The following is a 24,266-nucleotide window of genomic DNA, read 5'->3' on the forward strand; positions in this document are numbered from 1 at the left end:
TACCTGCAGGCTATGTTTGAAGCTCTTTGATCTGTACAAGCATTGCTATCAGAGCATCAAAAGCCATCTATAAAAAAAAATGACAAATTGGGGGTAAGGATGAATCGCCTATTTCATGCTGCAGCGTTTGCAAGCGCCATGATGATCGTTGCAGCACCCGCCCAAGCCCGTATTACTCAGTTGGAGATCCTGCGGACCGAACCCGCTTTCGGAGGCGAAAGCTTTGGGAGTACAGGGACTTACGAACGCGTCTTTGCGCGCGCTCATGGTGAGTTAGACCCAGGAGCGTCTGGAAACAAGATTATTCAAGACATCGAACTTGCACCCCGTAACGGTCGCGGGATGGTTGAATACACGACTGATGTCGCAATCCTGCGTCCCGCTGACGTGGCTAAATCGAATGACATCCTTCTCTTTGATGTGCCAAATCGCGGCTCTAAGCGCGCGATGTTATTGTTCAACGCTGATATGCGGGGCAGTCCAGCAGCGTTCAACAACTTCGACGTCGCTGGGGACGGTTTTCTACAGCGCCAGGGTACGACGCTGATCGCGTTTGCCTGGCAGGGGGACGTTGCCCCGGGCGACAACCGCATGATGGTGCAATTGCCGACGGCCATAAATACTGATGGGTCTTCGGTAACAGGTGTGGTGCGCAGTGAGTTGACCACGCTCTCGCCGACCGCCAGCCTTAACCTGTCCGCAGGTTGGTTCACCTCCACGCCGCCTCATACCAGCTACAAATCGGTTGAAACCGACAATACCAAAGTGCTCGCGAATGGCTTTCGTCCGACGTTGACGGTGCGTTCGCGGGCAAATGCGCCCCGACAGGAAATTCCAGTGAATGACTGGAAGTTTGGCGATTGCAATACGCCGAGCGAAACCCAGATATGCCTACCCGCTGGTTTTCAGCCCGGCAAGCTTTACGAGCTGATATACCGGGCCAAGGAGCCGGCGGTAATGGGTATCGGTTTTGCGATCGCACGGGATGTTGGTGCGTTTTTCCAGCAGGCTGAGCATGACGATAAAGGTGTGCCCAACCCTGTAGTGCATGGGCCTAAGGTCAAGTCGATTATCACTGGCTCATCACAAGCCGGGCGATTCATCCGCAGCATGATCGCGCTGGGTTTCAACCGCAGCGAGGCAGGTCAGCGGGTCTATGATGGTGCGATGCCGCATATCGGTGGCGGCCTGATGCCGCTCAACATCCGGTTTGCTCAACCTGGTCGGGCGTGGGGCCAGCAGGTCGATCATGATTACCCTGCTTACGATTTTCCGTTTACCTATGGCCGGGAAACCGATCCTGTTACCGGACGCTCGCAGGGTTTGCTGGATCGCTGCAACGATAACAATACTTGCCCTCTGATATTCCACATGGCAACGGCCCTTGAACTTTGGGAAGGACGCCAGTCGCTTGGCCTTACCGATCCACTCGGCTTGCGCGATGCACCTGAACCGGCAAACGTCCGTACTTTTATTATGGCAAGTACGCAGCATGCCCCGCCGTCTTTGCCACTCCCGGTTAACCCACCTTTCGGCCTTTGCCAGGTTCAATCAAATCCAAATCCACACACCTGGACAATGCGCGCAGCGTTCGTCAACCTCGTTGGCTGGGTTCGTGATGAGACAACACCGCCCGCTTCGATAAAGCCTTCAGTGGCGGACGGCACCCTCGTGCCGGCGGACAGGGTCAGTTTCCCGCTCATCCCCGCGACCAATTATGGTGGCGTTTCGCGCCCCGAGCTCCGCTACACCGGTGCCGTCAATAGCCTGCAAGTGCTTGATTTTGGACCTGGTTTTCGTCCAGAAGACAGCTCTGGCATTCTCACAAACGAGCCGCCGAAATCGGGGGTTGGTAGTTACGGCCTCTTGGTGCCTCAAGTGGATGCAGACGGAATTGATGTGGGTGGCGTTCGGGATGTGTATCTGGGTGCCCCCATCGGGACTTACACGGGTTGGAACACCTTCCGGCCCGAGTTTTTTGATGGCGGCTTTTGTAACTTCCAAGGCAGCTTCCTCCCGTTTGCCGCGACGAAGAAAGAGCGAATCGTGGCCGGAGACCCTCGCCTTTCCCTGGAGGAACGCTACCCCACGAAGGAGGCGTATGTGTCTGCAGTGAGTAAAGCTGCAGACTCGCTGGTTGAGGCGCGAATGCTGCTTCCTGAAGACCGTGAGCGGCTTGTAAAGGAAGCACAGGAGAAAGGTGTGCGTGCGGGGCCTTGAGCAGGGGTAAACAGTCGACCACTACAAAGGAGTAATACATGGATTTTCGGTTTCAGATTGCTTCCGATGTGATCAGGGATGGTCTCGGGATTGAACTCATCGACGCAAATGGGCAGGTGTGTGCTGAGGTGTTCCGATGTGATGCTAACAACACTTTAACCATTTCGTTGTTCACCGAGGATTTGCCGTATGTGCAGGTTGAGGAGCTGGTGTTACGTGCACGAAAAACATTAGGCTCCTATGAGGATGGAACACCTTTGCCTCCCCCTCTAACCCACAAATGTGCTTAACCCACAGGAACTTGGCTATCACCGCACCATGGGCACTGCTCGATTCTACCCCTCCCGACCGGCCGCATTGGGTCGACTTCTGCCAGTCACGACGGACAGCAATCGGTCAGAAGCAGGCGTCATAGATGCAGTCTGCGCCCATCTCGTGGCGTAGCCAGCCTCGCTAAGTTTCGACTTGTAACGTGCGGATTCTGGCCGTCTCGGCAAACCGCCCGACCGGCCTAGGTACGCAACGCCTCACGGCGCGAGCGTACCGGGAACCAGCGACTACCAACGCCTGCGATGCGGATGGCCAACGTCCACTTCTCGCTATGACGGCTGATCAGCGAGTCGCGTACAGCACCACCCTCGGGCATAACGCGCAGAGCTTTTTTCGGAATACCACGCGGCATGATCAAGCTAGCTCCCGGAGGCGGGTGGTGAACTCACTCACCTGCTCGGGCGACAGGCAGTTCAGCTCACCGAAGGTTTCAAGATGGCGAATCATGGCCTCGTGACTGCCAGGCTGACGGTCAAGGATGCGGCTACAGGTATTCTCAATGATCAGCCGGGCCATGTGCGGGTTTTCGACGGCTGAGGCGTCGAAAGCCAAAGCGATCGAGGATGCCAGTTCGGGAGCAGTGTCCTGCAATTCCCTCAGGGCGTTCATTTGAAGTGCGTTGACGTGTAACGACATGGGACCTCCTGGAATTCGGTGGGCAGAAAACCGCACGCGGGAGTAACGGTAGACCAGCACCCGGGTCTATGGCATCCACTGGCTGCAAAAAAGCCCACCGAGGCGGGCTTTGCTGTGGGGGCCGATTTGAACATAGGGCGCGTTATGGGTACTTCAGAACAAAGCCTGATGAGCAATGGGCAGCAATCGACCCTAAGTGATCAGCCGCACGACGCACGCTTCTGACCTAAAATGGATTTCAGCCACGCGGCAGGTGTCAAGAAACTCAAGCGACTAGTTTCAGAAGACTTTCCAAAAGCTCTTTAAGCTCGGAGTGATTAGCATCATGTTCCCGATAGGTAGACCGTCTAAGGATCTGCTCAGCCGTCATTCTCGGCCAAAGTTTGTCGATCACATCGTCCGCTTTGATGCCCACTGCTTTCCCAATGATTTTTTTGGCGTCACAGGTGTCAGTGAAAACCACCTGCACACCAGTTTGAGCCTCGATCATGTCGGGGCAAAGATAGTTTTCGATTTCGCGTTTACGTGTCGAGTAGAAAGCGCGCCCCTGTCCTTCGACTTCCTGTTTACGCTTTAGAATCGAGGCGACCTGCTCTGGGCTTCCACCAAGATCAGAGTCCAGAAAGACGCACCAAGGTAGCCCAAGATCATTGGCTAAGTTTAGGGTGACCCAATGCTTAACGCTGCCACACCCCCCAATTAGGATAGGGACAATGCCAACATCCTCAAGACTGGTTTTAAGATGGCCACCAGCCTTAAGAGTATTGGAAGTATGGCGCAGGAAGGTAACATCAGACTTCCCTTCAACTAGTACAACGCCTTTTGCCCGCTCCATGCCGGTCTCGGGTAGGACGCCCAGACTTTCGGCAGCCTCTTTGATCACATCCTGCGTGGGCATCTTGACAATGGGGATGCCATTCTCATCCTTCGTGACATAACGGATACCTTCAATAGGCATCAAACCTGCTAGCGCAGGGACATGGGTAGTAACAATGATCTGCCGATTTGTTTGGCTGGATAGCTCCAGCAGCGCCTTCATGAGCATCATCTGATAGTTGGGATGCTGAGAGGTCTCGGGTTCCTCAATGGCATAGATCACCCTGCGCGGACTCCCAACTAACGCATTTTTCTCTGCCTCGGCTCGGAAGAAGTTAAGTAAAATGAGCCGCCGTACACCACTACCGCGCTTGTTAATTGGAATGCCGTTCTCTCCTTCCAGAGTGAAGTTGAAAGTCCACTTTGGCTTATCTTTGAAGCGCGGAGTCAGCTCGTTTGCCAGCTCAGGTGCCATCTCCCGAAGCTTGGTGAGGGTACGTTCGGCGACATCCAGGACACTTGCTTCGATTTGCCGCTCCAGCTCGCTGATTTGCGTTTGGAGCACAGCCTGGGCTTCTTTCACCGCGAGTTGCAGAGGATTCTTCGCCTCAGCGTCGCCGTCACTGCTTTCTCGGTCAGCTTTAAAAAGAGCAAAGGTTGGCAACAGTGTCTCTATTTTTTCCCAGATAGATTTGGCTTCTGTCGAAAGTGCTTTACCTACATCGAGCAGCGTTTCTTGACAGGTAACATCTCCGGCCGCACTGCGAATAGCTTGCCTCCATTGCGAAGCCACGCGCTGATCACGTACTTGTCCAGCGACTCCAAATTGCTCGCCAAGCTTTTTCAAGTCGACCATTTTCAGGCTCAGCAGGCTTGCAAGAGCTTTGTCTGCGGGGTGCTGGCAGCGAATGGCGGTGCCCTCAAGTTTGCCAGTACTGGCCTTGAAGATTTTGACAATCTCAAAAGCGCCTTCCACATTCAGCAGAAACTCCTGCGCCAATGAGGTATGGGCATTCTCATCAAGCACTAGGGCTACCGGAAGATCGCCAAACTCGCAGGCAATTTCGAACCTGTCATGCCCCTCTTTCAGACTGAAGCAGTTCATATCGCTCTTGTCAGGCTTGACATCTGCGCTATCGAAAAAGATCGCCAGAGCCTCAAGAACAGTCGACTTTCCATAGTCGTTCCGTCCCACGATTCCGGTCATTGCGGAATCGATAGGAATTATTGTAGTGGTTCGATAGCCCCTGAAATTGGTGAGTTTGATGGTCTTAAGTCGCATCGTCTTTCCCTTATCTGATTGACTAAAAAGTCTTTTTTGGTCAGTGGAGCAACCAAGAGTAGACGTGGAATGGCAAATTGCCTTACAGATGCGATCCTGACCGGAAGCTACCCGCTATGAGTGGCAGGTCGGCTGAACGCTGCCTCAGAATAAACTGAGCTACGTCGGCCTCCTTAAACGGGCCCTCGTGGGGAAAGGGCAGCAGCGAGTGAGGCTACTGCTATCGGCCAGAAGCTGCTAAGGAATCGTTTTTCGACATCGCATTGCTGTATCGGAGCAACGTAACAACTCTTTTGGCCGAAAGCACGCATCATTGCGGTTATCACTGTGATGACTCATGTGCGGCTTCCAACAGCTATACTTTCATGCTGAGCGGTTTACTGGCATATGGTCCACTACTGAGCGAGGTTTTTGTGAGCGATTACGATTTTTCGCGGCTGAACGACAAAGAATTCGAAGTCTTTTGCGCTGACCTGCTGAGCGCGAGGGAAGGGGTCAGATTTGAAAGATTCAAGCCCGGACGTGACGCTGGAGTGGATGGGCGCTTTTTTAGGTCCGAGGGGGATGAGTGGATTCTTCAGTGCAAGCATTGGATTTAGACGCCGTTAGAAAAGCTCGTTAAATCTATCGCGGATTCTGAAAGCCTTAAAGTTCAGAAGTTATCGCCAAGTCGGTATGTTTTAGCCTTGTCTCACTCGCTCTCACGTAATGATAAAATCATTTTGATGCAAAAGCTTTCGCCATTTGTTTTGTCTCCGGCAGATATACTGGGGCGAGAAGATTTGAGTGATATACTTGCGAAGCATCCCGATATTGAAAGACGGCACTATAAGCTCTGGATTGCCAGCTCAAGTGTTCTTGCGTATATGCTTAACAAGCCCATACACGACAGGAGTCAGTTTGAGCTTAGCGAGATAATTGAGGCCTCTAAGCTATATGTGACTACAGCAAATCATAATCAAGCGATTGCTAAGCTAGAATCTACAAGTGTTGCGATCATCACCGGACCAGCTGGCATTGGTAAGACAACATTAGCTGGGCAGCTAATCTTACAGTATGTCGCAGACGGCTTTGAGCTTTCGGTCATTTCTGATGATATTAAGGAAGCTGAGAGTGTCTTCGACCCTGACTCAAAGCAAATTTTCTATTTTGATGATTTTTTGGGTCGCAACTACTTAGAAGCGCTCTCTGGTCATGAGGGGGCTCAGATTGTGGGTTTTATTAGGCGCATAGTCAAAACCTCCCAAAAGCGATTTGTATTGACATCTCGAACCACTATTCTCAATCAAGGAAAAATATTAAACGATGTTTTTGATAACTCAAATTTAAATCGAAATGAGTTTGAGATCACAATTGGGTCTCTGGAGAGGATCGATAAGGCCAGAATTCTTTACAACCATATCTGGCATTCTGAAATAGATGCTGACTATGTAGAACAGTTGTACTCGCACAAGCGTTATCAAACTATTATTGATCATAAAAACTTTAATCCTCGGCTAATTCGATTTATTACCGATGCTCAGCGATTGGAGGATGTCCCATCAGAGTCTTACTGGCCTCATATAAGTGGTTTGCTAGATGACCCGTCTCAGGTCTGGGATCATCCATTTCAAGCGCAACTGGACGACTGTGGCCGTGGCCTGATTTTGCTGGTCGCTATGAACGGGCGCATGATTACTGAGGCCGAGCTCTCAGAGGCGTTTGCGCGATATCTAGAGAATCCAGGAGCCTCAAGCCTTACTGGAAAAAAAGATTTTCTATTAAACCTCCGTCACTTATCTGGTTCCATGCTCACAAGATTAGTAGTAGGCGAAAATCAGGCTTTTGTTCGGCTATTTAATCCGTCTTTAGGTGACTTTGTACTCAACAGATATGCCAGTAACTCCCCTGTTCTGCGGCAGTGTTTTGGTAGCCTGAAGACACAATCTTCATTAAAGACGCTTAAAGATATGATGGTTAACAAAATAATCAGTGTCGGTGTGGTGACCGAAGTGATAGAGCATATCTTTTCATCCGCTGTGGATATAAATTTCCTCGGATCTGATGCCGAATTTGTAGCTCAATTATGTATTGCAAGATCTGGACTTGGCAAAAAATTTAGCCTGCAAGATCAAAGCCTCTCAAAAGCGATTAACTTTATTAGTAGCGAGAAATGTGGTCGATCCTTCTTGGCGTCAGCACGAGTGCTTTTATGGGCGCTGCGCACTGGCAGTGTTGATAAAATAGCTGTGGAAGCTTTCTTGGCTGGGGCTTTTGCCAACGACCCAGGTTATGACGAATTACTGATTTTAGCTCAACTTATTAAATGCTTTGATATTTTAGAGCATCAATCGATTTACGATGCATATGACCAGGTCATCACGGATTACCTAATAGCGTCAGTTGAGGATGAGTTTCCAGATGCAGAGGTATTTTCTTATGGTGGTTCGCAGTCAGCAGCGCGCATCAGATTTATGGAGCTAATGGAAGAAAAGGCTGTTGAATTGGGGGCTAATGAATCATCCAGTGTGGCTGATAGTGTTGTGGACTTAGTTGATGTGGATAGATTTTATGATAAATACTTTGATCAAACAGAGCATGAGTTAGATTATGAGTCTTATAGAGGCCAACGCATTAGCTGGTCCGAGCAATCATTGAGTACTATCGATCCAGTTGACGATTAATTTTCGCGTGATTGAACGATTTTTATCATGAATTCATGTTTCGGATAATAATTCTGTGAATTTGATTCGCCCTCGGCTCCCAGACGCTTTCAAGGGCAGCAGTTCTGCCGACTGTGTCCGTTACGAATGTCTGCAATACGAGGTAAGCTTAATTGGTGATTGACCGCTTTTAGCCGAAAACTGCCCGATCACTCGCTAACTTCTATCAACTTACTTCAGCGGCATGCTTGACCTGCTTTCGCTGCTCTTCACTAATTAAAGATGGTAAGCGCTCACTCCATCGTGAGCCGAAATGCTCGTTAAATTTTAGGTTCAATGCGACGTAATCTAGAAGCTGAATCCGTCCTGTAGCACTGGCAAATTCTACTGCTGGCGAACTAAATTTACTAGACGTCACAACCCACCCGCTCGTGGCTCCGGTTTCACCGACAACTCCCGCGAGCTTACGAATTGTTTCAATACCGATAGTCCCAGTGTGGTGTTTACACTCTATCAGAACTTTCTGCTTTATTGGGGTGTCAATTGAGCTACATATTACGTCAGCACCTCCATCCCTCGACTGCTTAGTGACTTTAGGGTGATACTTCTGCCTTCTAAACAAAGCGGCAATGAGAAATTCAAAATCTCTTGAAGAAACATCATTGAGTATGTCGCGGGGTTTTGATGAGAGTAGATATTTATGGCGAATTATCGAAATTGCATCACACAGGCCCCATATACGGCCGTCGGAGAGGCAGAATGTATGCGCCCGTATGAAAGCGTCCAATACGTCAAGAGCCTGTTGAGGCCAATCGGGGAGGAGATCCAATATCCAAGTCAAACCTTCCCAACCTTCATTTCTGATAAGGCGACGAGCATACTCATTCGTATCAATCATCTGGGCAAGGTCACCATTATCTATCCAGTGGCGGAAAAATTGATGGTCATGTCTTTGAACCCCGGGGGGAATCAAAAACGAACGTATTAGGTGCTTAGTTTCTAGCTCAGATCTTATATCAGCAGAGGCTAAATATTCGGCTGCATGGGCGTCTGTTGGAAAGCGAAAATCTATAAATCTATATTTTCTCTTCTCTTCATAAGTGAAAACCATAGAAAGCCATTCTTCTAGACTGAGACTGGTTGCATCAAAAACTGGTCTTTCTTTTTTTGCTTTTGCCATGTCAATTTGCTGCTGCTTGTGTGGGGGCTTGGGATGAGCCTTCTATGGCTGCATGCTGTTTATTATATATCGTAAGGTCGGTTTTATAGATTGACAACACCAAGCTTTCATCGGTTATTTGCTACAGGCAGCTATTGGCCGACAGCGGTCAGTCAACGTGTCTCAAAAGGGATCGAGCCGTGCGTCGATGCCAGCCTGCCTAGCCAGCGCGATCAGGTTTTCGACGCAATCTTGCTCAATGATGCAACCTACATAATCGGCGCCGCCTGTATCCACATGCAGAAAGCGCTTCCCGAACCCGGTCAGCCAATGGTCGAAATCGATCAGCACTTGCATCAGTGATGGCGTCTCTTCCAGCTTGTAGGCATAAACCTGTTCAATGCCGCTGGCTTCAATCAGTTTCGGTACCAGGTACTTGAAATCATCGAAGCTGTGCACGTCCACGGCCATGAGAACCAGATTATTGAGTAACTGGCCTTTCTCAGCGTCCAAAAGACCACTGGCCAACGCGGTGGCCGGGTCTTCACCTAGGTTGTAATAGCGCGACACCCTTCTCACGAGACGCGCACGTTCCTTTTCAGGCAGCCGCGCCAACAGGGCATGGGTGAACGTTTTCAGTTGCGCACCGAATGGATAAAGCTCACGCATAATCGCGGCATCGCTCAACCGTGGTTCATCGGGTGGGGGTTGTGTGAAGCGATCGCCGAACAATCGACTGAACAAGCCCATCGCCGTTTATTCTCCTTGGTGGGTGAAGCCTCTGGCGCGAAGCTTACCCCAGCGGTTCGATGACGGCGAATAGGGTCAGGGTTGATATCTACTCAGTCTACGTGTGGCAGCTATCGACCCAAAGCGGTCATTAAAAGCATCCCTGCCCAAAAGAGAGTTCGAGGGACAGACCTTCCTAGCCCAGTCGCTACTACTACCCATCAGAACCGATCTTTTCCCATGGCCCTGAATATCGAAAGAGAAGTCCTAGAATACAGGGTACGCCGGATGGCCTCTGGTTAGCCGAAATGCAGTTATAGCGCTGGCTTGGTCGAGGCGCACATACGTGAATGGCGCCTCAAGAATGATCAGGATTTCTGAGCGCTTCGGCGTTAGGTCTAGTGGGCAATAACCGCCATCCCGCCAGCCAAAGATTTCGGTTCCCATCTGCGGATACCGCAAAGGCATTATTGGTGCTTACGCCTGTGGGGAGTGGCTTTCACGAACCAAGCCTTGGTGAAGCCACCGGTTCGGTCTTTCGAGCCGTCATCCCGCGCGCTGTCCTTGCCATGCCTATGTGGACAGGTTTTCAGGAGTAATCAACCAACCCACTATCCCCACACAAACCAACGCCATTTCCTACAAACAATTAAGGCCTGAAGGCGCAGACAATAGACAGACTAACGCCTACGATAAACCCATCCACACTGGATACGATCAAGTTACTACTGAAGCACGTACCTCGCTTAATAACGAGATAACAAGCAACACATTTCTTGCCACACACTAGATAGTCATATGCAACCAACTAGCAGACTTGGGAAACAAGCTCGCTCGGCCTAACCGCGCAAAAATCTTACATATACGCTTATATACACATCAAGAATTAAATCAATTTAAGGAATATCATGAAAAAATTATTGATCGGCGTCGCAATTGCTACCTCCCTGCTGGGACTGTCGATGACCTCTCAAGCAGCGGAAAACTGCCCTGCTGTCTCGAAAATCGAACAGGTCTCGCCCGGTGTATATCGGGCGAGCGGCAATGACGGCGAGTGGACCGGCGTGCTGCAAGGCGTTGTGACAAAGAAAATGCCTGTGCAGTCGTTTGACCTGGCCATCGCTATTCAAGAGGGCGCAGACGCGCCTCAGATGTTGCAACACTGCACCTACAACATCGGTGGGCGCGAGGCGCTGGACATGCGTTTCATCGCTAAAAACAATAAGGATTTCACTATAAAAACTGCAGGCAGTGCCTGGAAGAAAGAAGATGGGCCTTTTGGTCTTGTCTATAACGTGTGTGAAAAAACATCACCTGAAAACTGCAAGTTCACTGTCGTTCAGTAACACGAAATAACCCTGTCGCTCTTCAGCGAGCCCCACGACGACTCGCTGAAGAGCAACTCACGTCAGATCATGCAAATCCTTGCCCAATGCAGGCATGACTTCGAAATGAGAGAACACCACCTCCAGCCCTCCCCGTTCCGGACTGCAGCACATTGGGCCTACGGCATAAGACTCACTCACGGGAAATGGTGCCAGGCGCAGCAGCGGCCAGCGCAGCCCGTCGCTGGAGTGCTGAATACGCAGCACGCCCTTGGCGACGGTGACTCGCAGCCAGAGCCCGAATGACGAATCATCAAACGCACCCGTTGCCCAATCGGATTGTCCGCAGGTTAGAACGCTGCCCAGCATCAGGGCTCCGTCGCTGACTTCAACGCCGGTTTTGACCCAGTTGCGCTCGTCAATGCGGACCATCAAGCCCGCCTGGTCGTAAAGTGTCTTGAAATCACCCTGTACATGCACTTGCGCAGTGAAATCACCGGTCACCGAAACACCCAGAAAATGACCCGTGTCGCGGCAGAAGCCGTAGTGCGTCTGCTGCCAGAAATCGGTTTGCGGGTCTGTGGTGACTGTCAGACGCTCGTCCTTCACGCTGCAGTGCCGGGGTTGGTTCAGCCAGATGCCTTTGTCGAACATGTCGCCTCCTGTGTGGGTTTGTCGAGGGTGATCGAGGGTTTACTGACCTCATCTACTCCATATGCATGGATACCTTCCCGATGATAAACATCAACCAACAACACACCATCTGACCACACCCTAAAACCGCACGCATCTTACCCATCCAAAAAACGCCATTTCCTACGCTGCAAACCCACGCCCACACCCTTGCCACCCCGTTCCCACCACGCTAACCTCCCCGCCGCTCGCTGCAAAATCAGCGGCTGGGTTTGGCGACCCAAAGAAAAGACAAAAATACGCTCCATCGCGAAACAGCAGATCCTGTCGGCCTGCATGTCGCGCTATGGCGGCTGTGCGCGGGAGATCTTCGGGTCTGCCGGGGTTTGTCTTTTTGCCCGGTTCGCCAACCTGCACACAGCTGCCACCCAATGTTTGGCGACAATCCGTGGCGGCTCTAGATAACCAAAAAGAGCGTCACCCATGCAAAATATCGTTCTCAGAAACACCCATACACCCCATTTCGAAGCCACCCTCTTCCTCCGCCACAGCCGCACCCTGCGCGCTATTTTCACCGAATCTCAAGCCTGGTTCTGCCTGGCCGACCTTGCCCGTCTGATGGGCAGGCCGCTGGATGAGCGTGCCACGCTCAAGCTCGATGCGGATCAGCGTCGCGAGGTCTGGCTGGAAGCTCATGGCGAGTGCCAGCGGCAGTTGATGATCAGCGAGTCCGGCGTGCTGGCGCTGCTGGTTCATCATTACGTGCCGGAGAACCGCGCGCTGCGTCAGTGGCTGACGCATGAGGTGCTGACGACCTTGCATGATCAACAGAACGTCACGCTGGATAACCCCAGAATGAGTCAGCTGCAATGGCCCGGCACGTCGCTGAGCGTGCTGCACTGGCGCAGCGAAACCTGGGTTCGCTTGCGCGACATGCCGAATGTAGTGGCCGAGGCAGCTCCTCGTCCGAAGCGGCCGTTATGGCGCAGGGTGTTGAAGCGCATCAACACAATGCGCACTGCCGCCTGACCGGTACTGTCTGAACCCCGTTGACACCCCACCCACCAAAAAACATGATGCATCCACCCTAAAAACCGGAACGCACTCATGAGCGACAAGAAAAAGCTTTTGCTGACTGGCGCAAGCCGGGGTATCGGTCATGCCACGGTCAAGCATTTCAATGCCGCTGGCTGGGAGGTGTTTACCGCGTCGCGGCAGAACTGGGTCGATGACTGCCCGTGGGCTGAAGGTCTGCTCAACCACATTCACCTGGACCTGGAAAATATCGACAGCGTCAGCGAGAGCATGGCAGCGATCAAGGACAAGCTCGGCGGGCGGCTCGATGCGCTGGTCAACAATGCCGGCGTTTCACCGAAGACCGAGGACGGCGGGCGCATGGGTGTGCTGGAGTCGGACTACAGCACCTGGATCAAGGTGTTCAACGTCAATCTGTTCTCCACCGCGCTGCTGGGTCGGGGCTTGTTTGACGAGTTGAAGGCAGCCAAGGGCAGCATCATCAATGTCACCTCGATCGCCGGCTCGAAGGTCCACCCGTTTGCGGGGGTCGCCTACGCCACGTCCAAGGCGGCACTGTCGGCGCTGACCCGGGAAATGGCCTTCGATTTCGGCCCGCACGGGATACGGGTCAATGCCATTGCGCCGGGTGAAATCGATACATCGATTCTGTCACCCGGCACCGCCGAGATTGTCGAGCGGCTGGTGCCGATGCACCGGCTGGGCAAGCCCGAGGAAGTCGCCTCGCTGATCTACTTCCTGTGTACGGCCGGCGCGTCCTACGTGAACGGTGCGGAGATTCACGTCAACGGCGGCCAGCACGTCTGACTCAACGTGTGCCGGAAACACTCTCCGGCACGCGTCGCACGCCCAGGCGACTGATCCACACCGACGCCACGATCACCCCGCCGCCGATCAGCAGGCGGGTGAAGTCCTCATGCTGGTTCCAGATCAGCAGATTGATCAACAGCCCCAGCGGCACATGCAGGTTATTCATCACCGCCAGTGTGCCGCCGTTGACCATGCACGCGCCTTTATTCCACCAGTACATGCCCAGCGCCGTCGAACACAGGCCGAGAAATAGCAGCACAATCCATTGGGTCGGCGCTTCGGGCAGGTGTTGCGGGTTGCCGAACATCAGGAACGCGGGCAGAACCACGGCCAGTGCGCCGAGGTAGAAGTAGCCGAAGCGTCGGTAATGCGGCAGGTCGCTCGGGTAGCGCGCCACCAGATGCTTGTACAGCACCTGCCCGGCGGCGTAGGTGAAGTTGGCCAGTTGCAGCAGCAGAAAGCCGCCAAGGAAGTCGCCGTCCAGGCCATCGTAACGAATCACGCCAGCGCCCAGCACCGCGACCACTGCCGCCAGCAATGCCCAAGGGTTGAAGCGCCGGTTCAGCGCATCTTCGATCAACGTCACGTGCAGCGGCGTGAGGATGGTGAACAGCAGCACTTCCGGCACCGTCAGCACCCTGAAACTCAGGTACAGGCAGACATAGGTCACGCCGAATTGCAGCGCGCCGATCAGCAGCATGCTGCGCATGAAGCGCGGTTCGACCTGACGCCAGCGGGTCAGCGGAATGAATACCAGACCGGCCAGCACCACGCGGACCAGCACCGCGAAATAACTGTCGACGTGCCCAGCCAGATAGACACCGATCAGGCTGAACGAGAACGCCTGAATCAGTGTGACGAAAAGTAGATAACCCATGCCCGCCCCCCATTTTTGAAGGGCGCGACCATAGCGGTTGCGTCACTTACTGTCCACTCGGCGGCCGCCGCTTTTTGACGCCAACCCGTCGCCGCGCTCCGCGTTACCCGTCACAAATATGACAGTCGCATTATTGACGTACATGTCGTCGGTTTCGACGAAAATATAGCCTATATCGGCAACTTTTCCACAGAAAAAGGTCTTATCATCCCGACGCTGCAATATTGACTCAATTCATCCACATTCGTCGTCGCCTGGAGTAACACCATGATATTCAACACAAAAGACTTCGGAGCACTGGGCGACGGCGTCACTGACGATACTGCAGCCATTCAGGCCGCAATCGACGCAGCTGCTGCGGCAGGCGGCGGTGAAGTGGTGATGGGGGCCGGAACGTACGTCGTGTCCGGTGGCGAGGAGCCTTCGGATGGCTGCCTGATGCTCAAGAGCAACGTCACCTTGTCGGGTGCAGGCATGGGCGAGACGATCATCAAGCTCGCGGATGGCTCGGACACTAAAGTGACCGGCATCGTGCGCTCGGCCTATGGCGAAGAAACCCACGACTTCGGCATGAAGAACCTGACGCTGGACGGTAACCGGGACGCCACCACCGGCAAGGTGGACGGCTGGTTCAACGGTTACATTCCAGGCTCTGATGGCAAGGATTCGAACGTCACCCTCGACAGCGTCGAGATCAAGGATTGCTCGGGCTACGGCTTCGACCCGCACGAGCAGACCGTCAACATGGTGATCAAGAACAGCGTGTCGCATGGCAACGGTCTGGATGGCTTCGTGGCCGATTACCTGAGCGACAGCGTGTTTGAAAACAACGTTGCGTACGACAACGATCGTCACGGCTTCAACGTGGTCACCAGCACCCACGACTTCACCCTGAGCAACAACGTTGCCTATGGCAATGGCAGCACCGGCATCGTGGTGCAGCGTGGCAGCGAGAACATCCCCTCGCCCGCCAACATCACCATCACCGGCGGCGCGGTGTATGGCAACGCGGCAGAAGGCGTATTGATCAAGCTGTCCAGCCAGGTCTCGGTCAGCGGCGTGGACATCCACGACAACGGCAACGCCGGCGTGCGCATTTATGGCAGTTCCGGGGTGGATATCTTCGATAACACCCTGAGCAACAACGCGCTGGGTTCAGCGGTTCCGGAAATCATCATTCAGTCCTACGACGACACCACAGGCGTGTCCGGCAAGTTCTTCAGCGGCAGCGACAACCTGATCCGTGGCAACACGATCACCGGCAGTGACAACTCCACCTACGGCGTCGCCGAGCGCAACGAAGACGGCACCGACCGCAACAGCATCGTCGGCAACACCATCAGCCACACCAGCAAGGGGCTGACCCTGGTGTACGGCGATGGCAGCTTTGCAGGTGATGCGTTCCCGCTGGTGACCGTCAATGGCACCGAGGGAAACGATGTCATCACCGGTGGCGCGGCCCACGAGCAGATCTTCGGACTGGCGGGCAAGGACACCCTGAACGGCGGTTCGGGTGACGACATTCTGGTCGGCGGTGCCGGGGCCGACAAGCTCACCGGCGGCGCGGGGGCCGACACCTTTCGCTTCGATCAGTTGACCGACAGCTACCGTACGGCGACCACCAGTTCCACCGACCTGGTCACCGACTTCGACATCAGCCAGGACCGCATCGACCTGACCAACCTGGGCTTCACCGGGCTGGGCAGCGGCAAGGGCGGTACGCTGAACATCAGCTACAACGCCACACTGGACCGCACCTACGTCAAATCACTCGACGCCGATGCCAGCGGCAACCGCTTCGAACTGGGCTTGAGCGGCAACCTGAAAGACACGCTCAATGCCAGCCACTTCATCTTCCAGCATGTGGTGGAAGGCACGGCAGGCGGCGATACCCTGACCGGCACCGACGGCAATGACGTGCTCAATGGTAATGCCGGTACGGACCGTATCGATGGCGGCGCGGGCGCCGACACGATCACTGGCGGAGCCGATGCCGACACCCTGACCGGTGGCGCAGGCGCGGACCTGTTCATCTACAACTCGCGCCTGGACAGCTATCGCAACTACACCGCCAGCGGCACCAAGCAGAGCGACACGATCACCGACTTCAACCCGGCCGAAGACCGCATCGACCTGTCCAGCATCGGCCTGCGCGGCCTGGGCGATGGCAGCGCCAACACCATTTACCTGTCCGTCAATGCCGACGGCAGCAAGACCTACATCAAGACCGATGCGGTCGACAGCACAGGCAATCGCTTCGAGATCGCCTTGCAAGGCAACCTGGCCGACAAACTCAGCGCGTCCAACTTCATCTTCTCCACCGCAGCCGCCGCCAATCAGGCGCCAGTGCTCAATACGCCGCTGATGGACCAGAACATCACCGAGCTGAAGGCGTTCTCCTACGCCGTGCAGCCTGGCAGCTTCAGCGACCCGGACAGCAACACGCTGACCTACAGCGCCACCCTGGCCGATAACAGCGCCCTGCCCGACTGGTTGAAGTTCGACAGCAAGACCCTGACCTTCAGCGGCACACCGGGCGGCACGGCATCGGGGCTTTACTCGGTATTGCTGACCGCGAGCGACGCGACCGGTGCTTCGGTGGCCGACAGTTTTGCCATCAATGTGGGCAACGTGACACCGGGGATCCTCACTGGCACCGAGAACGCCGAGGCACTGTACGGCACCGAAGGCAACGACACGATTCTGGGCCTGGGCGGTGACGACACCCTGCGCGGCGATACCGGCGCCGACATCATCAACGGTGGCGCAGGACGCGATGCCCTGTACGGTGGCGCCGATGGCGACACGTTCGTCTACAGCGCATTGACCGACAGCTACCGCGATTACGACGCTGGCGGACTGACCGCCACCGACACGATCTATGACTTCACCCCCGGCCAGGACAAGATAGATGTCTCCGCACTGGGCTTCCTGGGGCTGGGCAATGGCGAAGATCACACGCTGTACATGACACTCAACGAAACGGGCGACAAGACCTATATCAAGTCCGCCACGGCGGACGCCGACGGCAATCGCTTCGAAATCGCCCTGAGCGGCAACCTGATCGATACCCTGACCGATGCGGACTTCGTCTTCGGCCAGCGTGAGTCGCAGGAGATTCTCTACCTGCCGACGCTGGGCCAGTCCAATGCACGCCTGCTGCGCATGACTGAAGACGATAACCAGTCCGGCACCTCGGAAATGGTCAAGGACCTGACCCGCTACACCGATTACGACGTGCGCAGCCAGTTCACCGACGCCAACGGTGATGGCATCGACCTCGCCGTGGGCGGCAGCACCGTGGTCGGCTACTCGACCGGCACTCAGGATGAACAGCGTGTTTCCTGGTGGTTGGTCGACACCGATGAGCCGGGCCCTGCGCTGTTGCGCGCCACAGAGTTGCTCAAGTCGCAACTGGCGTCGTTGACCGCCATCGACAAAGTGACCACCGGGATCATCTGGGGTCAGGGAGAAGAAGCCGCTCAGGAAATCGCCCGCGCCACTGACAAGCAGGCGGCGGCCGACCTGTACAAGGCCTCGACCCTGAAAGTGTTCGACTACTTGCACGCGCAGATCGGCGATTTCACCGTGTACATCGCCGAAACCGGGCACTACCAGACCGACGCCGCCAAGGCGCGCGGTTACACCGAAGAAAAGATCAACGCCATTGTCGAAGGCACCGGGTACGTCAGAAGCGTCCAGGAAGCCATTGCCACTGAGCGCGCCGACGTCAAGCTGGCGGTTGACTACACCGATCTGCCCCTGCGTTACGAGGTCAACCCGCTGGTTTACCCCGATGACGTCTGGCACTTGCATGAAGAGTCCGCCGAGATCGTCGGCCAGCGTCTGGCCGATTTCATCGCCGATGACCTGGGCTTTCATGGCAACGCCGCTGACAACAACGACCCGGCGGCCATTTTCGAGAGTGGCCAGAATGAAGGCGGCCACATCTTCGGCACCAGTGACGACGACACGCTGGTCGGCAGTTCCGGCAATGACGTGCTGGACGGCGATCAGGGCGCGGACGACATGAGCGGCGGCGATGGCAACGATATCTACGTGGTCGACAACGCTTTCGATACCGTCACCGAAAGCAACGACTCGCCCTCGCAGGTGGACACCGTGGTGTCGTCTGTCAGCTGGACGCTGGGCGCCAACGTGGAGAACCTGGTGCTTACCGGCGTGTCTGCCATCAACGGCACCGGCAACGCCGTGAAAAACGTCATCATCGGCAATGCCAGCAACAACATTCTCGACGGCGCTGCAGGTGCCGACATGCTGACCGGCGGCGATGGATCGGACAGTTATTACGTCGACGATGCCGCCGACCGGGTGGTCGAGACCAATGCCGATGCAAAAGTGGGCGGCGTCGATACGGTGTACAGCTCGCTGGCCAGCTACACGCTGGGGGCCAATCTGGAAAACATCGTCATCAACAGCACCGGGGCCGCCAACGCCACCGGCAACGCCCTGGATAACCTGATTTATGCGGGCGCTGGCGACAATGTCATGGACGGTCGCGACGGCAATGACACCGTGTCGTATCTGTTCGCCACCGCCGGCGTCACCGTTGCGCTGAACACCAGCGCCCAGCAAGCCACCGGTGGATCGGGCCTGGACACACTGAAATTCACTGAAAACCTGATCGGCAGCCAGTTTGCCGATACGCTGACCGGCAACAAGAACGCCAACACCCTGAGTGGCGGCGATGGCAACGACACCTTGTCCGGCGGTGCGGGTGATGACGTGCTGATCGGCGGGTCAGGCGCGGATACGCTGATCGGCGGCACCGGTGCAGACCACTACGTGTTCAACAGCAGCAGCGATACGGGCCTGGGCGGACTGCGCGACATCATCAATGGCTTCAAGACAGTCGAAGGCGACAAGCTGGACTTCTCCAGCTTCGATGCCCGCCCGCTGACCGATGGCCACGATGCCTTCGTGTTCATCGGCAACGCGGCGTTCAGCGCCAACAACAGCGGCGAACTGCGTTTTGCCGACGGCGTGCTGTACGGCAATATCGATGACAACGTCGGCGCGGACTTCGAAATCCAGCTCACGGGCGTGCAGACCCTGCAGGCCGCCGACATTATTGTCTGATCGTCCCAAAGCACATGACTCATAAACAGCCCTGGAAACGGGGCTGCACCCTCAGAATATCTGCAAGAGCGACCGGGGGAGTGACATCCCCCGCAACCCCGGTCGTTCACCAACGCGTTGCACAAAAACGCGAAGCCTCTTTGCCCCTACCCATAAATTTGTCTTATCCATAAGAGCGCTCTACTCTCAGGCGGGCTGACAGCTGAGCCTGATTCGCAGCTTTATGATGCTGCGATTGAATCGGGATGAGACGTCGAGACTCTTGCCTGCGCCAACCTGCACACGCCGGGTGCGCGGTGCCTCCGGCCCGTTGATGAACACCACCGAACATTTGGCGTCTACTTCACCGTAGTTGTTGACGGTGACTGACCCGGTATCGTGATAGACGTCGTGAGCAACATAATCGATCTTCACGTCCTGGTACTGTTTTTCCACCTCGATGGGGTACGCCAGGGCCGTCACCGGCAACATGACCAGCAGCGCACAACACAGTCGATTCATTCGGCAATCTCCGAGTCGGGATTGTCAGAGTAGAACAATAAGCCCGTATTTAAAGAGGAATTACAGCATGAAAGCGCCCCGCGTGACTCTCGACCAGTGGCGCACATTGCAGGCCGTGGTCGATCACGGTGGTTTTGCTCAGGCCGCCGAAGCGCTGCATCGCTCGCAGTCCTCGGTGAGTTACACCGTGGCGCGCATGCAGGAACAGCTCGGCGTGCCGTTGTTGCGTATCGACGGGCGCAAGGCTGTGCTGACCGAAGCCGGTGGCGTACTGCTGCGCCGCTCGCGGCAACTGGTCAAGCAGGCCAGCCAGCTGGAAGACCTCGCGCACCATATGGAACAGGGCTGGGAAGCGGAAGTGCGCCTGGTGATCGATGCAGCGTACCCTTCGGCACGTTTGGTCAAGGCGCTGACCGCATTCATGCCACAGAGCCGCGGCTGCCGGGTGCGACTGCGTGAAGAAGTGCTCTCCGGCGTCGAAGAGGTCTTGCTCGAAGGCGTGGCGGACCTGGCCATCAGCGGCTACAGCATTGCCGGGCATCTGGGCACCGAGATGAGCTCGGTCGAGTTCGTCGCCGTCGCTCACCCGGACCACGCCCTGCATCAGGCCAATCGCGAGCTGACCTTTCAGGACCTGGAAAGCCAGTTGCAGGTCGTCATCCGTGATTCGGGCAGGCAGCAACCCAGGGACTTCGGCTGGCTGGGTGCGGAACAGCGCTGGACCGTCGGCAGCCTGGGCACCGCCGCGACCTTCGTCAGCAACGGCCTGGGCTTCGCCTGGCTGCCGCGGCACATGATCGAGCGCGAACTGCGCGAAGGCTTGCTCAAGCCCCTGCGCCTGGACAAGGGCGGCAGCCGCAACCCGACCTTCTATCTTTACTCCAGCAAGGACCGGCCGCTGGGCCCGGCGACGCAGATTCTGATCGACCTGATCCGCAGCTTTGACACGACACCGCTCACCGCTGCACCCGGCACGCCGCAAAATGCCTGACAGGCGCAGGCACGTGGCGCTCTTCACTGCATGCAGCACTTCAATCGCACGCGGCTGGAATTCATCGCCAGCAACGCAGTCTGAAATCCTGTGCGGCCCATGGACGTGCAGCCTGATCGCCTGAAGTGCTGCAAACCCGCCAACACGCTGGGCAAAAAAAGCCAAACGTGGTTACCTTGCCGGTCACAGTCGATATCTCTTAATGAAGGACGTGTTGCCACATGCTGAAAAAAATCGCTCTCGCCGCCTGCTCCGTGCTGTTCGCCGCCAACCTGATGGCTGCTCCGGATAAAGCCACGCACGTGGTACTCGACACCAGCTTCGGCCAGATTGAAATCGAACTCGCAGACACCAAGGCGCCGCTCAGCACCCAGAACTTTCTGGGCTATGTCGACAGCGGCTTCTACACCAACACCATCTTTCACAGGGTGATTCCGGGCTTCATGGTGCAAGGCGGTGGCTTCACCCAGCAGATGGTTCAGAAGCCGACCAAGGCTCCGATCGAGAACGAAGCCAAGAACGGTTTGCATAACGTGCGTGGCACCATCGCCATGGCGCGTACGTCGGTCGTGAACTCGGCCACCAGTCAATTCTTCATCAACACCAATGACAATGCCATGCTCGACAACGGCGCGCGCGACTTCGGTTACGCGGTGTTCGGTAAAGTCGTCAAGGGTATGGACGTCGTCGACAACATCGTCAACGCCCGCACCACTACTCAGAAAGGCATGCAAAACGTGCCAATCGACCCGATCCTGATCAAGTCCGCCAAACGCGTCAACTGATCGGGAAACCTGCACCGCATGAGGCCTTCGGGCTTCGTGCGGTCCGGACGGGAGAGCCTCCACTTATCAAGGAGAACCCACGTCGCGTGGGTGTGATAGCCAATGCTTTATCGTCGTTTCGAAAAACTGATCGATATCTTCAAAGACGCTCCTACCGCTGCCCCGCCCAATACCGTCTTCGCGTTTTACCTCTACTACCTGCGTCAGGTGTGGCCGACGTTCACCGCGCTGCTGGTGGTCGGGCTGATCGGTGCGCTGATCGAAGTGTCGCTGTTCAGCTACCTGAGCCGCATCATCGACCTGGCGCAAACCACGCCGCCGGAGAATTTCTTCAGCATTCACGGTTCCGAGCTGATCTGGATGGTCGTCGTCGCCCTGCTGCTACGGCCGATTTTCGTCGGCCTGCATGACCTGCTGGTCCACCAGACGATCAGCCCCGGCATGACCAACCTGATTCGCTGGCAGAACCACAGTTACGTGCTCAAACAGAGCGTCAACTTCTTCCAGAACGACTTCGCCGGGCGTATCGCTCAGCGCATCATGCAGACCGGCAACTCGTTGCGTGATTCGGCCGTGCAGTCGGTGGATGCGCTGTGGCATGTGCTGATCTACGCGATCAGCGCGATGGTGCTGTTCGCCGAGGCCGACTGGCGGCTGATGATCCCGCTGGGTACCTGGATTGCGGCGTTCATCCTCTCGCTGATGTACTTCGTGCCGAGGGTCAAGCAGCGCTCGGTGGATTCGTCCGATGCGCGCTCCAGGCTCATGGGCCGCATCGTCGACGGCTACACCAACATCACCACGCTCAAGCTGTTCGCCCACACCAATCACGAGCAGCAGTACGCTCGCGAAGCGATGCGCGATCACACCGAAAAAAGTCAGCTGGCCGGCCGCGTGGTCACCTCGATGGACACCACCATCACCACCATGAACGGCATACTGATCGTCACCACGACCGGTCTGGCGCTTTGGCTGTGGACGCAGTCGATGATCTCGGTGGGTGCTATCGCACTGGCCACTGGTCTGGTCATCCGCATCGTCAACATGTCCGGCTGGATCATGTGGGTGGTCAACGGCATCTTCGAGAACATCGGCACCGTGCAGGACGGCCTGGAAAGTATCTCGCAGCCCGTCACGGTCAATGACAAACCCGGCGCCCTGCCGCTGAAGATCGAAAACGGCGGCGTCCGCTTCGACGGCGTCGATTTCCATTACGGCAATGGCAACGGGATCATTCACAACCTCAACCTGGACATCAGACCGGGTGAGAAGATCGGCCTGATCGGGCCTTCCGGCGCGGGCAAGTCGACGCTGGTCAACCTGCTGCTGCGCATGTACGACGTGCAAGGCGGGAGGATCCTCATCGACGGTCAGGATATTTCCGAAATCACCCAGGAAAGCCTGCGCGCGCAGATCGGCATGATCACCCAGGACACCTCGCTGCTGCACCGTTCGATTCGCGAGAACCTGCTGTATGGCAATCCGCACGCAACTGATGAACAGCTCTGGGAATCGATCCACAAGGCCCGCGCCGACGAGTTCATCCCGCTGCTCTCGGACTCCGAAGGTCGCACCGGCTTCGATGCCCATGTCGGTGAGCGCGGCGTCAAGCTGTCCGGCGGTCAACGCCAGCGTATCGCGATCACCCGCGTGCTGCTCAAGGACGCGCCGATCCTGATCATGGATGAAGCCACCTCGGCACTCGACTCGGAAGTCGAAGCGGCGATTCAGGAGAGCCTGGAGACGTTGATGCAGGGCAAGACCGTGATCGCCATCGCGCACCGCCTGTCGACCATCGCGCGCATGGATCGCCTGGTGGTTCTGGAGAAAGGCCAGATCGCCGAAACCGGCACCCACAGCGAACTGCTGGCGCATGGCGGGCTGTATGCGCGGTTGTGGCAGCATCAGACGGGTGGGTTTGTAGGCGTGGATTGATAGGGCGAGGCTGCCGGCCTCTTCGCGAGCAAGCTCGCTCCCACAAGATCTTCACAAGCCATAAAATCTTCAGGGGCAGTGATATCCCCGCTACCCCGCCTGCCGGTCAGGTGTACACCGAACTTGTGGGAGCCAACTGCTCGCGAAGAGGCCCTTGCAGTCGCTGGATGTCTTCTGGATAGCTGCTCACCTGTCGGTCAGGTGTACACCGAACTTGTGGGAGCCAACTGTCTTTCATCATCCCCCGATGAGTGGGCATTTTATAATGCCATCGCGGATAGATCCCGCGATGGCGGGCAAAGCCCGCCCCCATTCAAACCGCATGATCACGCCATGGTGTTCCGTCGCGCACCATGGCGTTCAGGCGTATCAGCAACACCCGCATGCAGGCCACCAGGGCCACTTTCGCGTACTTGCCTTTGGCACGCAGCCTCGCATAGCGCTCCTTGAAATCGGCGTT

Annotated in this window: 19 protein-coding genes and 1 pseudogene; 11 read left to right on the forward strand and 9 right to left on the reverse strand. The window is 55.8% G+C overall.

Annotated elements, in window-relative coordinates; translation table 11 throughout:
* The first annotated feature begins 99 nt into the window (after window positions 1–99).
* Together P406_RS12525 and P406_RS12530 are read left to right on the forward strand one after the other, a co-directional pair.
* Window positions 100–2,220: an alpha/beta hydrolase domain-containing protein gene (locus P406_RS12525; RefSeq protein WP_046236331.1), complete on the forward strand. Its 2,121-nt coding sequence runs from the start codon at window positions 100–102 to the stop codon at window positions 2,218–2,220.
* A 38-nt stretch (window positions 2,221–2,258) separates the two neighbouring features.
* Window positions 2,259–2,510 (forward strand): hypothetical protein, encoded by a 252-nt coding sequence (locus tag P406_RS12530; protein ID WP_017279220.1) that lies wholly within the window; start codon window positions 2,259–2,261, stop codon window positions 2,508–2,510.
* 221 nt (window positions 2,511–2,731) lie between these two features.
* Here the strand turns inward: P406_RS12530 and P406_RS29405 are convergent, their stop codons facing one another.
* The 3 genes from P406_RS29405 to P406_RS12540 all read right to left on the reverse strand — a co-directional run bounded on the left by P406_RS29405 (window position 2,732) and on the right by P406_RS12540 (window position 5,284).
* Entirely contained in the window at window positions 2,732–2,902 is a 171-nt protein-coding gene (locus P406_RS29405) for a hypothetical protein (protein ID WP_162234397.1), read from the reverse strand.
* A gap of 2 nt (window positions 2,903–2,904) precedes the next feature.
* Window positions 2,905–3,186, reverse strand: coding sequence for a hypothetical protein (locus P406_RS12535; protein ID WP_046236332.1), 282 nt, complete (start codon window positions 3,184–3,186; stop codon window positions 2,905–2,907).
* 265 nt (window positions 3,187–3,451) lie between these two features.
* The gene (locus P406_RS12540) at window positions 3,452–5,284 is read right to left on the reverse strand and encodes an AAA family ATPase (RefSeq protein WP_046236333.1); all 1,833 of its coding nucleotides are present in this window, start codon (window positions 5,282–5,284) and stop codon (window positions 3,452–3,454) included.
* Between the two features lie 365 nt (window positions 5,285–5,649).
* Between P406_RS12540 and P406_RS26800 the strand changes: the two genes are divergently transcribed.
* Together P406_RS26800 and P406_RS12545 are read left to right on the forward strand one after the other, a co-directional pair.
* Complete coding sequence (locus tag P406_RS26800; RefSeq protein ID WP_052739330.1) at window positions 5,650–5,883, forward strand: restriction endonuclease; 234 nt, start codon at window positions 5,650–5,652, stop codon at window positions 5,881–5,883.
* 126 nt (window positions 5,884–6,009) lie between these two features.
* Entirely contained in the window at window positions 6,010–7,947 is a 1,938-nt protein-coding gene (locus P406_RS12545; RefSeq protein WP_052739331.1) for an nSTAND3 domain-containing NTPase, read from the forward strand.
* Between the two features lie 205 nt (window positions 7,948–8,152).
* On the opposite strand, the gene P406_RS27685 is transcribed toward P406_RS12545, so the two are convergent.
* On the reverse strand, window positions 8,153–9,106 hold the full coding sequence (locus P406_RS27685) for a restriction endonuclease (RefSeq protein WP_080267025.1): 954 nt from the start codon (window positions 9,104–9,106) through the stop codon (window positions 8,153–8,155).
* Between the two features lie 162 nt (window positions 9,107–9,268).
* Window positions 9,269–9,835: a DUF6630 family protein gene (locus P406_RS12555; protein ID WP_046236334.1), complete on the reverse strand. Its 567-nt coding sequence runs from the start codon at window positions 9,833–9,835 to the stop codon at window positions 9,269–9,271.
* A gap of 887 nt (window positions 9,836–10,722) precedes the next feature.
* Here P406_RS12555 and P406_RS12560 point away from each other — a divergent pair.
* A complete protein-coding gene (locus tag P406_RS12560) occupies window positions 10,723–11,160 on the forward strand; it encodes a DUF3757 domain-containing protein (protein ID WP_046236335.1) in 438 nt (145 codons plus the stop codon).
* A gap of 57 nt (window positions 11,161–11,217) precedes the next feature.
* Here the strand turns inward: P406_RS12560 and P406_RS12565 are convergent, their stop codons facing one another.
* Window positions 11,218–11,793: a DUF1349 domain-containing protein gene (locus tag P406_RS12565; RefSeq protein WP_046236336.1), complete on the reverse strand. Its 576-nt coding sequence runs from the start codon at window positions 11,791–11,793 to the stop codon at window positions 11,218–11,220.
* A gap of 462 nt (window positions 11,794–12,255) precedes the next feature.
* Here P406_RS12565 and P406_RS12570 point away from each other — a divergent pair, with 462 nt between their 5' ends.
* Window positions 12,256–12,801, forward strand: coding sequence for a BRO-N domain-containing protein (locus tag P406_RS12570; RefSeq protein ID WP_024650286.1), 546 nt, complete (start codon window positions 12,256–12,258; stop codon window positions 12,799–12,801).
* Window positions 12,802–12,879: 78 nt separating this feature from the next.
* Window positions 12,880–13,614 carry an SDR family NAD(P)-dependent oxidoreductase gene (locus tag P406_RS12575; RefSeq protein WP_044310166.1) on the forward strand — a complete coding sequence of 245 codons (735 nt, stop codon included), beginning with the start codon at window positions 12,880–12,882 and terminating at the stop codon, window positions 13,612–13,614.
* Between the two features lies 1 nt (window position 13,615).
* Here the strand turns inward: P406_RS12575 and P406_RS12580 are convergent, their stop codons facing one another.
* Window positions 13,616–14,494, reverse strand: coding sequence for a carboxylate/amino acid/amine transporter (locus tag P406_RS12580; RefSeq protein WP_003418418.1), 879 nt, complete (start codon window positions 14,492–14,494; stop codon window positions 13,616–13,618).
* Window positions 14,495–14,761: 267 nt separating this feature from the next.
* Here P406_RS12580 and P406_RS12590 point away from each other — a divergent pair, with 267 nt between their 5' ends.
* Window positions 14,762–19,594: a M10 family metallopeptidase C-terminal domain-containing protein gene (locus tag P406_RS12590; protein ID WP_046236337.1), complete on the forward strand. Its 4,833-nt coding sequence runs from the start codon at window positions 14,762–14,764 to the stop codon at window positions 19,592–19,594.
* 186 nt (window positions 19,595–19,780) lie between these two features.
* On the opposite strand, the gene P406_RS12595 is transcribed toward P406_RS12590, so the two are convergent.
* Window positions 19,781–20,095, reverse strand: coding sequence for a hypothetical protein (locus P406_RS12595; protein ID WP_046236338.1), 315 nt, complete (start codon window positions 20,093–20,095; stop codon window positions 19,781–19,783).
* Window positions 20,096–20,162: 67 nt separating this feature from the next.
* Between P406_RS12595 and P406_RS12600 the strand changes: the two genes are divergently transcribed.
* The 3 genes from P406_RS12600 to P406_RS12610 all read left to right on the forward strand — a co-directional run bounded on the left by P406_RS12600 (window position 20,163) and on the right by P406_RS12610 (window position 23,806).
* Window positions 20,163–21,086, forward strand: a complete 924-nt coding sequence (locus P406_RS12600; RefSeq protein ID WP_003418424.1) for a LysR family transcriptional regulator — start codon at window positions 20,163–20,165, stop codon at window positions 21,084–21,086.
* Between the two features lie 221 nt (window positions 21,087–21,307).
* Window positions 21,308–21,871 (forward strand): peptidylprolyl isomerase, encoded by a 564-nt coding sequence (locus P406_RS12605; protein ID WP_046236339.1) that lies wholly within the window; start codon window positions 21,308–21,310, stop codon window positions 21,869–21,871.
* Between the two features lie 102 nt (window positions 21,872–21,973).
* A complete protein-coding gene (locus P406_RS12610; protein WP_046236340.1) occupies window positions 21,974–23,806 on the forward strand; it encodes an ABC transporter ATP-binding protein in 1,833 nt (610 codons plus the stop codon).
* A 313-nt stretch (window positions 23,807–24,119) separates the two neighbouring features.
* Here the strand turns inward: P406_RS12610 and P406_RS29850 are convergent.
* Window positions 24,120–24,266 (reverse strand): annotated as a pseudogene (locus tag P406_RS29850) (IS110 family transposase); the annotation flags it as partial.

The organism is Pseudomonas syringae pv. coryli str. NCPPB 4273 (assembly GCF_000972175.1).
GTDB classification, from domain to species: Bacteria; Pseudomonadota; Gammaproteobacteria; order Pseudomonadales; family Pseudomonadaceae; genus Aquipseudomonas; species Aquipseudomonas syringae.

Coding starts and splice junctions, on each gene's coding strand:
- P406_RS12525 (WP_046236331.1), top strand. CDS start 100: ATGAATCGCCTATTTCATGCTGCAGCGTTTGCAAGCGCCATGATGATC.
- P406_RS12530 (WP_017279220.1), top strand. CDS start 2,259: ATGGATTTTCGGTTTCAGATTGCTTCCGATGTGATCAGGGATGGTCTC.
- P406_RS29405 (WP_162234397.1), bottom strand. CDS start 2,902: ATGCCGCGTGGTATTCCGAAAAAAGCTCTGCGCGTTATGCCCGAGGGT.
- P406_RS12535 (WP_046236332.1), bottom strand. CDS start 3,186: ATGTCGTTACACGTCAACGCACTTCAAATGAACGCCCTGAGGGAATTG.
- P406_RS12540 (WP_046236333.1), bottom strand. CDS start 5,284: ATGCGACTTAAGACCATCAAACTCACCAATTTCAGGGGCTATCGAACC.
- P406_RS26800 (WP_052739330.1), top strand. CDS start 5,650: ATGCTGAGCGGTTTACTGGCATATGGTCCACTACTGAGCGAGGTTTTT.
- P406_RS12545 (WP_052739331.1), top strand. CDS start 6,010: ATGCAAAAGCTTTCGCCATTTGTTTTGTCTCCGGCAGATATACTGGGG.
- P406_RS27685 (WP_080267025.1), bottom strand. CDS start 9,106: ATGGCAAAAGCAAAAAAAGAAAGACCAGTTTTTGATGCAACCAGTCTC.
- P406_RS12555 (WP_046236334.1), bottom strand. CDS start 9,835: ATGGGCTTGTTCAGTCGATTGTTCGGCGATCGCTTCACACAACCCCCA.
- P406_RS12560 (WP_046236335.1), top strand. CDS start 10,723: ATGAAAAAATTATTGATCGGCGTCGCAATTGCTACCTCCCTGCTGGGA.
- P406_RS12565 (WP_046236336.1), bottom strand. CDS start 11,793: ATGTTCGACAAAGGCATCTGGCTGAACCAACCCCGGCACTGCAGCGTG.
- P406_RS12570 (WP_024650286.1), top strand. CDS start 12,256: ATGCAAAATATCGTTCTCAGAAACACCCATACACCCCATTTCGAAGCC.
- P406_RS12575 (WP_044310166.1), top strand. CDS start 12,880: ATGAGCGACAAGAAAAAGCTTTTGCTGACTGGCGCAAGCCGGGGTATC.
- P406_RS12580 (WP_003418418.1), bottom strand. CDS start 14,494: ATGGGTTATCTACTTTTCGTCACACTGATTCAGGCGTTCTCGTTCAGC.
- P406_RS12590 (WP_046236337.1), top strand. CDS start 14,762: ATGATATTCAACACAAAAGACTTCGGAGCACTGGGCGACGGCGTCACT.
- P406_RS12595 (WP_046236338.1), bottom strand. CDS start 20,095: ATGAATCGACTGTGTTGTGCGCTGCTGGTCATGTTGCCGGTGACGGCC.
- P406_RS12600 (WP_003418424.1), top strand. CDS start 20,163: ATGAAAGCGCCCCGCGTGACTCTCGACCAGTGGCGCACATTGCAGGCC.
- P406_RS12605 (WP_046236339.1), top strand. CDS start 21,308: ATGCTGAAAAAAATCGCTCTCGCCGCCTGCTCCGTGCTGTTCGCCGCC.
- P406_RS12610 (WP_046236340.1), top strand. CDS start 21,974: ATGCTTTATCGTCGTTTCGAAAAACTGATCGATATCTTCAAAGACGCT.